The sequence below is a fragment of the Streptomyces sp. NPDC045695 genome (assembly GCF_056432025.1).
In genome coordinates, this window is the sequence record NZ_JBWKJU010000018.1 from 23,774 (window position 1) to 36,074 (window position 12,301).

Sequence of the window (12,301 nt, forward strand, 5' to 3'; positions counted from 1 at the left end):
CCGTCCTCTCAGCTGCTGCACGCACCCTGACCGACCCATGCTCTCAGCAATCGGAACGTCCGGGGACCGGGCCGCCGTGTGACGTACCCTGCGGCCCCATGGACGAACCTACGAAGAAGATCGCCGTGGTCACCGGCGCCGGCTCTGGGATCGGCCGCTCCGTGGCGCTGGCCCTGGCCGCCGCGGGCTGGGCCGTGGCCGTGGCCGGCCGCCGCACCGAACCGCTGGAGGAGACCGCGAAGGCGGCCGGGGCCGGCGCCGACGTGCTGTGCGTACGCGCCGACGTGAGCGACCCGGACGACGTGACTCGGCTGTTCGAGTCGGTACGCGCGCACTACGGGCGCCTGGACGTGCTCTTCAACAACGCGGGCACCTTCGGGCCCGGCGGGGTCCCCCTGGAGGACCTCACCTACGAGGCGTGGCGCTCCGTCGTGGACGTCAACCTCACCGGCGCCTTCCTGTGCGCGCAGGCCGCCTTCCGGCAGATGAAGCAGCAGACCCCGCAGGGCGGGCGGATCATCAACAACGGCTCCATCTCGGCGCACGTGCCCCGCCCCCACTCCATCGCCTACACCGCGACCAAGCACGCGATGACCGGCCTGACGAAGTCGCTGTCGCTGGACGGGCGGCCGTACCGGATCGCCTGCGGCCAGATCGACATCGGCAACGCGGCGACCGAGATGACCGAGCGGATGCAGACCGGCATCCTCCAGGCCAACGGGCAGCTGGCGGTGGAACCGGTGATGGACGCCGCCGACGTGGCCCGTACGGTCCTGCACATGGCCGATCTCCCGCTGGAGGCGAACGTCCAGTTCGCGACGGTGATGGCCACCGCGATGCCGTACATCGGGCGCGGCTGAGCAACCTCGTTGCGCGCCCGTGCGAACGCGGCAGATCATGAACGGATGACCGATACCGAGGTACTGCGCTACACCGCCTTCTCCCACGACCCGGCAGGCGGCAACCCCGCCGGGGTCGTGCTCGACGCGGCCGGGCTGGACGACGCCGCGATGCTGGAGATCGCCGCCGGGCTGGGCTACAGCGAGACCGCCTTCCTTACCGCGCCCCCGGAGGGACTGGGCGGCCCCGAGGGCCGGTCCTTCACCGTGCGCTACTTCAGCCCCAAGGCGGAGGTCTCCTTCTGCGGGCACGCCACCGTCGCCACGGCCGTGGCGCTGGCGGAGCGGACCGGTCCCGGTGAGCTGCTCTTCGCCACCCCGGCGGGGCCCGTCCCGGTCGACGTCGTCGCGGAGGCGGACGGACGGCTGCGCGCCACGCTGACCAGCGTCGAACCGCACACCGAGGAGATCGCCGCCGCCGACCTCACCGAGGCGCTGGCCGCGCTGGACTGGCCGCAGGCCGACCTGGACCCGGCCTTCCCGCCCCGGATCGCCTTCGCCGGAGCCCGCCACCTGGTGCTCGGCGCCGCCACCCGGACCCGGCTCGCCGACCTCGCGTACGACTTCGCCCGGCTGGAGGCCCTGATGCGGCGCCTCGACCTCACCACCGTGCAGCTGGTGCACCGGGCGGGCCCGGCGGAGTTCCACGTACGGGACCCGTTCCCGGTCGGCGGCGTCGTCGAGGACCCGGCCACGGGAGCCGCCGCGGCCGCCTTCGGCGCGTACGCCCGCGAGCTGGGTCTGGTCCCGCAGGACGCCGTGCTCACCCTGCACCAGGGCGAGGACATGGGGCGGCCGGGGGTGCTCACGGTGGAGCTGCGCGCGGGCGACTCGCGCGTGCGGGTCGGCGGCGGGGGCGTGCGGATCGCGTGAGCGCGTACACCCGTCGTCGAGGAAGGCCCGTGCGGCGCCGCTGCCGGGGCTCCGCCCCGGACCCCGCGCCTCAAACGCCGGCGGGGCTGAATTGGCCGGCATGAGGGTGCTCGGGTCAGCTGAGGCGGACGTGCCCGCCGAGCTGGCCCGGCAGGTCGCGGCCCTGGAGGCCGAGGCCTGGCCGGGGGCGTCGCCGGGGCACGACCCGGCGCTGGCGCCGCGCGCGATGCTGCTGGTCGACGCCGACGGCGCCGTGGCCGCCTCCCTGGCGCTGTTGTTCAAGGAGATCCCGCTCGCGGGGCGGACGTACCGGGCGGCCGGGCTGAGCGCGGTCGTGACGCGGGCCGCGCTGCGCGGCCGGGGGAGCGGCGGCCGGCTGGTCGCCGCGGCCCGCGCGGCGCTCGCCGCGGAACCGGGCCTGGACCTGGCGCTGTTCAGCTGCGACCGGCCGCTGGTCCCGTTCTACGAGGCGGCCGGGTTTGAACTGCTGCCCGCCACCGTCCTGGTGGGCGGGACGCCGCAGGAGCCCCTCGCCACGGACGCCCCGGGCTTCGACAAGACGGTCATGGCGGCCTTCTTCTCGGACACTCCCGACCGGGACCGGGCGGCCTTCACGGGCGCCCGCGTCCCGCTGTACCCGGGGAGCGTCGACCGGCTGTGGTGACCGGACGCGCCGTTCAGCCGGCCTGGGTGGCCTGCGCCGGCTGCGGCTTCGCGGCCGGCGGGCGGCCGCGGTCGAGGAGGAACAGCGTCAGCACGGGGACCAGGTACAGCGCCCACACCGTCAGCTGGAGGACGGTGGGATCCGGCTGGAAGTTGAAGACCCCCTTGAGCAGGGTCCCGTACCAGCTGTCCGGCGGGACGGCCGCGCTGACGTCGAAGGCCCGGTCGTTCAGACCGCCCAGGAAACGGGCCTCCTGGAGGTCGTGGACGCCGTACGCGAGCACGCCCGCGGCCACGATCACCAGCATGCCGCCGGTCCACGTGAAGAACTTCGCCAGATTGATCTTCAGGGCGCCCCGGTAGAAGAGGTACCCCAGCACGATCGCCGTCGCGATGCCCAGCAGGACCCCGATCAGCGGCGCCGAGGAGCCCTCGCCGCTGGCACGCACCGACGCCCACACGAACAGCGCGGTCTCCAGCCCCTCGCGGCCGACGGCCAGGAACGCGGTGGCGACCAGCGCGCCGGTGCCCATCGCGAGCGCCGTGTCGAGCTTGCCGTGCAGCTCGGCCTTCAGATGCCGCGCGGTGCGCTTCATCCAGAAGACCATCCACGTCACCAGACCCACCGAGATGATCGACAGGCTGCCGCCGAGCAGCTCCTGCGTCTCGAAGGTCAGCTCCTGCGTGCCGAACTCCAGCATCGCGCCGAAGGCGAGCGAGAGCCCGCAGGCGATCGCGATGCCGAGCCACACGGGACGCAGGGCGTCCCGGCGTTCCGTCTTCACCAGGTACGCGACCAGGATGCAGACGACCAGGCTGGCCTCCAGCCCCTCGCGCAGGCCGATCAGATAATTGCCGAACACGGCGGTTTCCTTCTCTCGGGCTGACTTACGCGAACAGCGTCCGGCCCCACCAGTCGTCCTTGTCGCGGACGCCCGGCGGGACGGCGAATATCGCCGAACCCACGTGCTGGATGTATTCGTTGAGGACGTCGGCCTTGGCCAGCTGGCGCTGGATCGGGACGAAACCCTTGCGGACGTCGCGCTGGTAGGCGAGGAAGAACAGGCCCGCGTCGAGGCGGCCCAGGCCGTCGGTACCGTCGGTGAAGGAGTAGCCGCGGCGCAGGATCGTCGCGCCGTTGTTCGAGTCCGGGTGCGCGAGGCGGACGTGCGCCTCGGGCTTCATCGCCTTCAGGAACGGCTCGTCGCGCTCCTTCGACTTGCCGACCGGGGCACCCTCGCCCTTGTCGCGGCCGAAGATGTCCTCCTGCTCGCGCAGCGGGGTGCGGTCCCAGATCTCGATGTTCATCCGGATCCGCCGGGCCACCAGGTACGAGCCGCCGGTCATCCAGTCGCTGCCGTCGCCGGGGCCGACCCACACGTGCTTGTCCAGGGCGGCCTTGTCGGTGCCGGAGATGTTCCGGGTGCCGTCCTTGAAGCCCATCATGTTGCGCGGGGTCTGCTCGTCGGGCGTGGTCGACGAGGTCTTGCCGAAGCCCAGCTGCGACCAGCGCACCGCGGTCTTGCCGAAGCCGATGCGGGCCAGCTGGCGGATGGCGTGCACGGCGACCTGCGGGTCGTCGGCGCAGGCCTGGACGCAGATGTCGCCGCCGGAGCGGGCCGGGTCCAGGTTGTCACCGGGGAACAGCTCCAGGTCCACCAGCGCCTCGGGGCGCTTGCCCTCCAGCCCGAACCGGTCCTTGGCGAACAGGCCCGGACCGAAGCCGATGGTGAGGGTGAGGCGGGAGGCCTTCAGGCCCAGGGCCTCGCCGGTGTCGTCCGGCGGGGCCTCCGGGAGCCCGCCGAAGCCGCCCTCGCCGACCGGCCGGCCGACCGTCATCAGGCGGGCGGCCTCGGTCCACTCCTTGAGGAGCTTGATCAGCTCCTCGCGGCTCTTCGTCTTCACGTCGAAGGCCGCGAAGTGCAGACGGTCCTGCACGGCCGTAGCGATACCGGCCTGGTGCTCACCGTGGAACGGCACGGCCGCCCCGGCGGCAGCGGCCGAGACCATGTCCGGCCCGCCGCCCAGGGCAGCCGCCGCGCCGCCGGCCGCGGCCGCGCCGAGCGCGAGCCCGGCACCGCCCCAGCCCAGGACGGTGCGGCGCGAGGGCGCGCCGGCCGTCGCCGGCTCGCTGCCGCCGAGGTGTTCGGCCTGCGTTTGCGTCTGGGCCTGCGTCTGCTGCGCCGCCGTCTCCGGCGTGGGCTCGGTCATCGCGCTCTCCCGCCTCCTCGTCCCCGTTACTTCGCGACCGCGGCGGCGAGCTTGGAGAGCGGCTCACCGAGGGCGCTGACGCCGTCCGAGAGCTCCTTGCGCTCCGGGTCGCCGACCTGGTTGTACGAGGTGAACTCGTAGGAGGTCTTGTCCGCGCGGTACTTGTCCAGCAGCGTGTTCATCGCCGCGAACTGGGTGTCCAGCTGCTTGACGAGCTCCGGGTCGTTCTTCGAGGCGATGGCCTTCAGGACCTCGTACGCCTTCTCCGCGCCCTCGACGTTGGCCTTGAAGTCGACCAGGTCGGTGTGGGAGTAGCGCTCTTCCTCGCCCGTGACCTTGCCGGTGGCGACCTCGTCCAGGAGCTCCTTGGCGCCGTTGGCGATCGAGGAGGGGGTGATCTCGGCCGTGCCGACCTTCTTCTCCCAGTCGGTCAGGTCCGCGATCAGGGTGTCGGCGAGCTTCTTGTCGTTGTCGTCGATCTTCTTGTCGACCCACAGGGACTTCTCCAGGCGGTGCCAGCCCGTCCAGTCCTTCGCCGGGTCCTGACCGGCCTCCAGGCCGTCCTCGCGCACGTCGACCTTCGGGTCGATGTCACCGAAGGACTCGGCGACCGGCTCGGTGCGCTCCCAGCCGATGCGGGACGGCGCGTACGCCTTCTTCGCGGCTTCGAGGTCGCCGGCCTTGACCGCGTCCGCGAAGGCCTGGGCCTTGGGGAGGGTCTCCTGGGCCTGCGTGACCACGTACTGGCGGTAGGCGGCGACCGCGGCGTCCGCCTCGGGGCTGCGCTTCTCCTCGGCGGCGCCCTTGCCGGTGGCCTTGACCTTCTGCGCGATGCCGTCGCCCTTCATGCCGGGCTTGCAGACGATCTCGTACTCGCCCGCCTTGATCTCGGCGGTGATGGAGGCCTTGGTGCCGGGGCCGATGTTCTCGCGCTCGGTCACGATGCGGGCGTCCGGGAAGAGGACGTAGACCTCGGTGACCTTGGAGCCCTTGTTCTCGACGTCGATCTGGACCTTGCCCGCCGGGAACTCGGTCGCGGAGACCTCGCAGGCGTTGTCGGAGGCGGCCACCTTGATCGCGCCGTCGCCGCCCGCGTCGCTCTTCTCGGAGCAGCCGGTGACGGCGGTCAGGGCGGCTGCCACGGAGGCGGCGGCGATGACGGTGAGGCGGGCGGGGCGCATGGGGGCTCCTGGGCGTCGGACGAGGGGCCGTCCCAAGGGGGAACAGGCCGGTGAGGCGGACCTAACTTAACCGAGCCTTACCTCAGTCATACCCACTCGTACAGTGATTCAGCTCTCACCTCTTGTGGTCGGATACGAGCCAGTCACGGTCGTTTCACGCCAACCCCATGGTCGAGTCAAGAGAGGGTCAAGCCCTGGTGACCGTTCCGTACTGCGGAAGGCCGATCCGCGGAATTATTCGTTTCCGCGGACGGGGACTACCGCGCACCGAACACCTCGCCGGGCCGGACCGTCCGCGGCGATCCGCCCCTCGTGCAGGACGGCGGCCCGGTCCGCGTAGGCGGCGGCCAGCCCGAGGTCGTGCAGGACGACGACCACCGCGTCCCCGGCCGCGGCCCGCTCCCGGCAGATGCGCAGCACGAGCTCCTGGTGGCGCAGGTCCAGGGCGGCGGTGGGCTCGTCGAGCAGCAGCAGCGGGGCCCGCTGGGCCAGTACGCGGGCCAGCGCGACCCGGGCGCGCTCGCCGCCGGAGAGGGCGGAGAAGGGGCGCGCGGCGAAGGCCGTGACCTCGGTGGCGGCCATGGCGGCGGCCACCGCCTCGTCGTCGCGGCCGGCGCAGGCGGTGCCGGCCCAGGGCGCGCGGACCCTGTACGTGGACGTCACGAACGCCTCCGGCAGCAAGGCGGCCGTCCCCTTCGCCACGCTCGACCTGTCGAAGACCGACTACAAGACCAAGGGGGGCGTGCTGACGCTCCAGGCGGTACCGGCGGTGTTCACCGCCGAGGGCGCGGCGAGCTTCGCCAACGCCACCACCGGCTCCCCGTACAAGGCGGGTGACGCGATCGACCCGCTCGGCCTCTCCGTGGCGGTGGACAAGGACGCGGTCCTCCCGGCCACCGGTGCGACCCCCGCTCCCACCGCCACGACGGTGACCACGACCGGCGGTACGGGCGCCGGCGTGGGCGGCGGCTCCGTCGGAGGGAACCTCGCCACCACCGGCTCGGAGGTCCCCGCCGGAGCCCTGCTCGCCACCTCCGGCGCGGTGGTCGCGGCCGGCGCCGGCGCGGTGTTCCTCGCCCGCAGGCGGCGCGCCGACCTGGTCTGAGCCGTGCTTCAATTCCCGCGTGAACGATCTCGACGTGCTGAAGGTCTTCTGCGCGGGCGACGGCCGCCACGGCAACCTGCTCGGTGTCGTACGCGACGGCCGTACCTGCCCCGACGACGCCGGGCGGCAGGCGCTGGCCGCCGAACTCCGATACAGCGAGACGGTGTTCGTCGACGACCCCGAGCGCGGGGTCGTCGACATCCGCACCCCCGGCACGCGGATGTCCTTCGCCGGACATCCGCTGGTCGGGGTCGCGTGGCTGCTGGACATCGAGGAGCTCCAGCCGCCGGCCGGATCCGTATGGGCCCGCGACGACGGGGAGTTCACCTGGATCACGGCCCGCCCCGAGTGGGTCGAGGGCAAGCGCACCGAGCAGTACGGGTCCGTCGCCGAGGTCGATGCGCTGCCGGCCCCGCCACCGGGCGAGGGCTGGCTGTACGCCTGGGCCTGGGAGGACGAGGCGGCGGGCCGCGTGCGGGCCCGCGGGTTCCCGCGCCGCCCCGACGGGGTCATCACCGAGGACGAGGCCACCGGATCGGCGGCGATCCTGCTGACGGCGCAGCTGAACCGCGCCCTGAACATCACCCAGGGCGCGGGCTCCCAGCTCCTGACCGCCCCCGGACCCGACGGGACGGTCGAGATCGGCGGCCGCGTCCGCTTCGCCCAGATCTAACCTCGCCGGCGTTTGAGGTGCGCGAGGCCGGATGCGGGCTACGCGCTCAGCGGGAACCGTTCGCCCAGCTCGCGGAAGACCGCCCCGTTGAAGTCGAAGGCGCGCTTGCACTCGTCGACGATGCGCTGCTTCTCCAGGTCGTCCGCGGCGATCGCGTCCAGCAGCTCGCGGTAAGACCGCTTGAAGGCCGCCGGGTTGGCGATGTCCGCGAAGACGTAGAAGCGCACGCCGTCGCCCTTGCGCGCGAAGCCCCAGGTGCGCTCGGCCTTGTCGCGGATGATCTGGCCGCCGGAGAGGTCGCCCAGGTACCGGGTGTAGTGGTGGGCGACGTACCCGCCCGGCCACTCGGCCGCGCACCGCGCCACCCGGGAGGCGTACGCCTCGGTCGCCGGCAGCGCCCTGACGCCCTCGCGCCAGTCCGGGCCCAGCAGGTGCGCGAGGTCGCGTTCGAGCTCCGCGACGCGCATCAGCTCGGGCCGGATGAACGGGCCGGCCACCGGGTCGTCCTTGAGGGACTCGGCTGCGTCCTCCAGGGCCCGGTACACGAACCACAGTTGCTCGGTGTAGCGCGTGTACGCGTCCACGCCGAGCCGGCCGCCCAGCAGGTCGCTCATGAAGCTCGACGTCTCCGCTTCGGTGTGCTGTTCGTGTGAGGCGACGCGGATGACCGTAGAGAAGGCGTCCAAGGCGGACCTCCAGACAGAGGAAACGGGCGCGGCGGCTGTGCCGCCACGCCCGATACTCCTACTTGGTATGCCTAAGTCAATGTGTTGCCGACGTCTTGTCGGTAAAGGGACGCAGGCTACGGAAGGGTCAGGATCTCCGCCCCGGAGTCCGTGACGACCAGCGTGTGCTCGAACTGGGCCGTGCGCTTGCGGTCCTTCGTGACGACCGTCCAGCCGTCCTCCCACATGTCGTACTCGTGGGTCCCCAGGGTCAGCATCGGCTCGATGGTGAAGGTCATCCCCGGTTCGATGACGGTCGTGGCGTGCGGGCTGTCGTAGTGCGGGATGATCAGGCCGGAGTGGAAGGAGGAGTTGATGCCGTGGCCGGTGAAGTCACGGACCACGCCGTAGCCGAAGCGCTTCGCGTACGACTCGATGACCCGGCCGATGACGTTGATCTGGCGGCCCGGCTTCACCGCCTTGATGGCCCGGTTCAGCGCCTCGCGGGTGCGCTCCACCAGCAGCCGCGACTCCTCGTCCACCTCACCGCACAGGTACGTGGCGTTGTTGTCGCCGTGCACCCCGCCGATGTACGCGGTCACGTCGAGGTTCACGATGTCGCCGTCGCGCAGGACGGTGGAATCGGGGATGCCGTGGCAGATGACCTCGTTCACGGAGGCGCACAGCGACTTCGGGAAGCCGCGGTAGCCGAGCGTCGAGGGGTAGGCGCCGTGATCGCACATGTACGCGTGGGCGACCCGGTCGAGCTCGTCGGTGGTCACCCCCGGCGCGATCAGTTTGGCGGCCTCTTCCATCGCCTGGGCGGCGATCCGGCCGGCGATGCGCATGGCTTCGATGGTCTCGGCCGACTGCACCTCCGGTCCGGTGTACGGCGTGGGCGCGGGCTTGCCCACGTACTCGGGCCGGCGGATGTTTCCGGGAACGGAACGGACGGGGGAAAGCTCGCCTGGTACGAGCAGCGACTGGCCAGACATGCAAGCGAGTGTATCCAGCGGTGATGGGGCAGCATGGCGGCAGAGAGCGGTTGCAGCGGTATCGAGAGGAGCCCGACAGCGATGGCCCTGTTCAAGAAGCGCCAGGTGGGCAAACCGGGCGAGTGGTACTACTGCCTGGTCCACCAGAAGGTCGAGGAAGGCCCCGAGTGCCCGGCCAAGGACCGGTTCGGTCCCTACGAGAGCCGCGAGGAGGCCTCCCGCGCCATGGCGACGGCGCAGGAGCGCAACCTGGAGTGGCAGAACGACCCCAAGTGGAACGACGCGTCCCGCGAGGAGGACGAGGGCTCGGCGCCCTGACGGGGGCGCTGCACGGCCGGCCCCGGCAACGGGGCACCAGCGGGGCTACCAGCGGGTGGGCGGCGGCGCGGTCAGCTGGTCGACCAGCCGCGCCAGCCGGTCCCGCAGCCGGCGCGGCCCGCGCTGCACCGGCAGGCTGGTGTTCTCCCCGGCCGCCGCGCTGACCAGGTGCTGGACGGTGTCGAGGTCCAGCTCGGCGGCGCCGTCCGGCACCGACAGCGCCTCGTGCGCGAGCGTGCCCAGATCGGGGTCGCCGCCGTCCAGGGACAGCACGGTCGCCCCCGCCCGCCGGGCGTCGTGGACCCGCTCCAGCAGCCCCTCGCCGGGCTCCCCGGGCGCCACCACCAGCAGCGTGTGCCCGCGCCGGGCCGCCTCCAGCCTGCCCAGGCCCACCGACAGGTGCGGCGGCTCCCCGGGCCGCACGTGGTGGCGTACGAGCGTGGGCGCCAGCTCCGGCAGGCCCGACCAGGCGGCCTCGTCCACCAGGTGCGCCGCCAGGTGCCAGGGCTCGTAGCGCTCGGTTCCCACCAGCAGCAGGTTGCCGCCGGCCGGCACGACGGAGCGCCGCAGCGATCCGGCGAAGCGGCGGGCGGCGCCCGGCCACTGCGTACCGGCGAGCACCTCGCGCAGCAGCGCGACCCTCACGGCGTCCATGCCGGAATCCTGCACCATCGGAGGGACGCGGGGGAGCGGTTCCCTCCGGTCCGCCGCGCCGCGTTCCCGTCCTCCCCTCGCGCGCCCTCTCCCGCGCCCCCTCCCCGCGCCCGTCCCTTCGACTGTGGGCTACCCGGCAGTACCCTCGCCCCCATGACTTCCTCAGACAACACGCAGAAGCCGCCGGCGAAGGACCCGTGGGACCTGCCCGACGTGTCCGGGCTCGTCGTCGGCGTCCTCGGCGGTACCGGCGACCAGGGCCGGGGCCTGGCCTACCGGCTCGCCCGGGCCGGCCAGAAGGTGATCATCGGCTCCCGCGCCGCCGACCGCGCACAGGCCGCGGCCGACGAGCTGGGCCTGGGCGTGGAGGGTGCGGACAACGCCGCGTGCGCGCGCCGCAGCGACATCGTCATCGTCGCCGTGCCGTGGGAGGGCCACGCCAAGACCCTCGAAGCGCTGCGCGAGGACCTCGCGGGCAAGCTCGTCGTGGACTGCGTCAACCCGCTCGGCTTCGACAAGCAGGGCGCCTACGCCCTCCAGGTCGAAGAGGGCAGCGCCGCCCAGCAGGCCGCGGCCCTGCTCCCGGACTCCCGCGTTACGGCCGCCTTCCACCACCTCTCGGCGGTCCTCCTCCAGGACGAGTCGATCGAGGAGATCGACACCGACGTGATGGTGCTGGGCGAATCCCGCGCCGACACGGACCTCGTCCAGGCCCTGGCCGCCCGTATCCCCGGCATGCGCGGAGTCTTCGCGGGCCGCCTGCGCAACGCCCACCAGGTCGAGTCCCTGGTCGCCAACCTGATCTCCACCAACCGCCGCTACAAGGCCCACGCGGGCCTGCGCGTCACGGACGTCTGAGCCGGCGCCCGCACGCCGGACGACCCGGGACGACCCCGGACGACCCGGACGACCCGGCCGGCCGGGACGTCCTTACGGCAGCACTGCGGGGCATGGGGGACACTGGACGGGCTCGACCCCGTTCCGTGTTCCCGAGGAGCCCTTCCCATGCCCCGCCTTGCAGTCTTCGCCGTCGTCGTGTGCGTCCTCGCGGTGGCCGCGGCCGTCGTCGCCTTCGTCGACGGCAGCTTCCTCGGGATCATCTGGGTGCTGCTGGCCGGCCTCACGTCCAACATGGCCTGGTACTACCTGCGCAAGGCGAAGGCCGAGAAGGCCGCGCGCGCTTCCTAGGCGGCGCTGGTGCCTCGGCAGGCCTACGGGGCCGTGCAGAGGCCCTCGCCCTCCTGCCAGAAGCGGTAGAGGTCGCGGCCGCAGTACGTCTCCAGGTCCGAGACGCCCAGTCCCGACAGCACGCCCTGCACCACGTCGAAGAAGAACGCGTTGACCTCCGGGATCCACAGCAGCGCGAAGACGGCGATCAGGCCGAACGGCGCCAGCGGCGCCACCTCTCGGCGCACCTTGTACGACAGCCACGGCTCGATGACCCCGTAGCCGTCCAGGCCCGGAACCGGCAGGAAGTTCAAGATCGCCGCCGAGACCTGGAGCAGCGCGAGGAAGGCGAGCGCGTAGCGGAACGCCATCGGCACCCCGTCGAGGGCGTCCAGCCAGAACGGGGCCGTGCAGACGACGGCGAACGCGACATTGGTCAGGGGGCCCGCCGCCGAGACCAGGCTGTGCTTCCAGCGGCCGCGGATCCGGTCACGCTCGATGTAGACGGCGCCGCCGGGCAGGCCCAGCCCGCCCAGGATCACGAAGAGCACCGGCAGGACGATGCTGAGCAGCGCGTGCGTGTACTTGAGCGGATTCAGCGTCAGGTAGCCCTTGGCGCCGACCGAGATGTCACCGCCGTGCAGGGCGGTGCGGGCGTGCGCGTACTCGTGCAGGCACAGGGAGACGATCCACGCGGACGTCACGAACAGGAACACCGCGAGCCCGGTACTCGTCGCGTACCGCGTCCACACCGCCCAGCCGGTGACGGCCATGACGGCGACGATGCCGAGGAATACCGAACTGATCTGCCGCTCGCCGCGGCCGCCCTGGTGACCCATGCCCGGAAACCTATCCCGGAGCCCCGCAGGAAATGGGTTCGGGGCCGGGACCGGGTCC

15 protein-coding genes and 1 pseudogene are annotated in these 12,301 nt (G+C 72.3%); 8 read left to right on the top strand and 8 right to left on the bottom strand.

All coding sequences use genetic code 11. The features are described from left to right. Window positions 1–98 precede the first annotated feature (98 nt). The 3 genes from AC07DU_RS25980 (at window position 99) to AC07DU_RS25990 (ending at window position 2,436) form a co-directional block, all read left to right on the top strand. On the top strand, window positions 99–860 hold the full coding sequence (locus AC07DU_RS25980) for an SDR family oxidoreductase (protein ID WP_479113911.1): 762 nt from the start codon (window positions 99–101) through the stop codon (window positions 858–860). A gap of 45 nt (window positions 861–905) precedes the next feature. Then, the gene (locus tag AC07DU_RS25985; protein ID WP_479113913.1) at window positions 906–1,772 is read left to right on the top strand and encodes a PhzF family phenazine biosynthesis protein; all 867 of its coding nucleotides are present in this window, start codon (window positions 906–908) and stop codon (window positions 1,770–1,772) included. 100 nt (window positions 1,773–1,872) lie between these two features. Further along, window positions 1,873–2,436, top strand: a complete 564-nt coding sequence (locus tag AC07DU_RS25990) for a GNAT family N-acetyltransferase (protein WP_479113915.1) — start codon at window positions 1,873–1,875, stop codon at window positions 2,434–2,436. A gap of 13 nt (window positions 2,437–2,449) precedes the next feature. Here the strand turns inward: AC07DU_RS25990 and efeU are convergent, their stop codons facing one another. From efeU to AC07DU_RS26010, 4 genes and pseudogenes are all read right to left on the bottom strand, one after another. Beyond that, window positions 2,450–3,298, bottom strand: coding sequence for an iron uptake transporter permease EfeU (gene efeU / locus AC07DU_RS25995; RefSeq protein ID WP_479113917.1), 849 nt, complete (start codon window positions 3,296–3,298; stop codon window positions 2,450–2,452). Window positions 3,299–3,323: 25 nt separating this feature from the next. Beyond that, window positions 3,324–4,646, bottom strand: coding sequence for an iron uptake transporter deferrochelatase/peroxidase subunit (efeB, locus tag AC07DU_RS26000; protein ID WP_479113919.1), 1,323 nt, complete (start codon window positions 4,644–4,646; stop codon window positions 3,324–3,326). Between the two features lie 26 nt (window positions 4,647–4,672). Further along, window positions 4,673–5,827 carry an iron uptake system protein EfeO gene (gene efeO, locus AC07DU_RS26005; protein ID WP_360897881.1) on the bottom strand — a complete coding sequence of 385 codons (1,155 nt, stop codon included), beginning with the start codon at window positions 5,825–5,827 and terminating at the stop codon, window positions 4,673–4,675. 285 nt (window positions 5,828–6,112) lie between these two features. After that, window positions 6,113–6,523, bottom strand: a pseudogene (locus AC07DU_RS26010) (ATP-binding cassette domain-containing protein); the annotation flags it as partial. Between AC07DU_RS26010 and AC07DU_RS26015 the strand changes: the two are divergent. Further along, window positions 6,408–6,932, top strand: coding sequence for an HtaA domain-containing protein (locus tag AC07DU_RS26015; RefSeq protein ID WP_479113921.1), 525 nt, complete (start codon window positions 6,408–6,410; stop codon window positions 6,930–6,932). The pseudogene AC07DU_RS26010 and the gene AC07DU_RS26015 sit on opposite strands and share 116 nt — an antisense overlap. A 19-nt stretch (window positions 6,933–6,951) precedes the next feature. After that, window positions 6,952–7,605: a PhzF family phenazine biosynthesis protein gene (locus AC07DU_RS26020; RefSeq protein ID WP_479034433.1), complete on the top strand. Its 654-nt coding sequence runs from the start codon at window positions 6,952–6,954 to the stop codon at window positions 7,603–7,605. 38 nt (window positions 7,606–7,643) lie between these two features. Here AC07DU_RS26020 and AC07DU_RS26025 read toward each other — a convergent pair whose 3' ends face one another. Both AC07DU_RS26025 and map read right to left on the bottom strand, forming a co-directional pair. Next, on the bottom strand, window positions 7,644–8,291 hold the full coding sequence (locus AC07DU_RS26025; RefSeq protein ID WP_479113923.1) for a biliverdin-producing heme oxygenase: 648 nt from the start codon (window positions 8,289–8,291) through the stop codon (window positions 7,644–7,646). Window positions 8,292–8,407: 116 nt separating this feature from the next. After that, window positions 8,408–9,265 carry a type I methionyl aminopeptidase gene (gene map, locus AC07DU_RS26030; RefSeq protein WP_360897889.1) on the bottom strand — a complete coding sequence of 286 codons (858 nt, stop codon included), beginning with the start codon at window positions 9,263–9,265 and terminating at the stop codon, window positions 8,408–8,410. Window positions 9,266–9,346: 81 nt separating this feature from the next. On the opposite strand from map, the gene AC07DU_RS26035 reads away from it, so the two are divergent. Further along, on the top strand, window positions 9,347–9,583 hold the full coding sequence (locus AC07DU_RS26035) for a hypothetical protein (RefSeq protein WP_360897891.1): 237 nt from the start codon (window positions 9,347–9,349) through the stop codon (window positions 9,581–9,583). Between the two features lie 45 nt (window positions 9,584–9,628). On the opposite strand, the gene AC07DU_RS26040 is transcribed toward AC07DU_RS26035, so the two are convergent. Further along, window positions 9,629–10,237, bottom strand: coding sequence for a hypothetical protein (locus AC07DU_RS26040; RefSeq protein ID WP_360897892.1), 609 nt, complete (start codon window positions 10,235–10,237; stop codon window positions 9,629–9,631). 153 nt (window positions 10,238–10,390) lie between these two features. Between AC07DU_RS26040 and npdG the strand changes: the two genes are divergently transcribed. Both npdG and AC07DU_RS26050 read left to right on the top strand, forming a co-directional pair. After that, window positions 10,391–11,095, top strand: a complete 705-nt coding sequence (gene npdG / locus AC07DU_RS26045; protein ID WP_479034426.1) for an NADPH-dependent F420 reductase — start codon at window positions 10,391–10,393, stop codon at window positions 11,093–11,095. A gap of 147 nt (window positions 11,096–11,242) precedes the next feature. Further along, window positions 11,243–11,425 (top strand): hypothetical protein, encoded by a 183-nt coding sequence (locus tag AC07DU_RS26050; RefSeq protein ID WP_360897896.1) that lies wholly within the window; start codon window positions 11,243–11,245, stop codon window positions 11,423–11,425. A gap of 23 nt (window positions 11,426–11,448) precedes the next feature. Here the strand turns inward: AC07DU_RS26050 and AC07DU_RS26055 are convergent, their stop codons facing one another. Beyond that, complete coding sequence (locus AC07DU_RS26055) at window positions 11,449–12,243, bottom strand: site-2 protease family protein (RefSeq protein WP_360897898.1); 795 nt, start codon at window positions 12,241–12,243, stop codon at window positions 11,449–11,451. Window positions 12,244–12,301 lie beyond the last annotated feature (58 nt).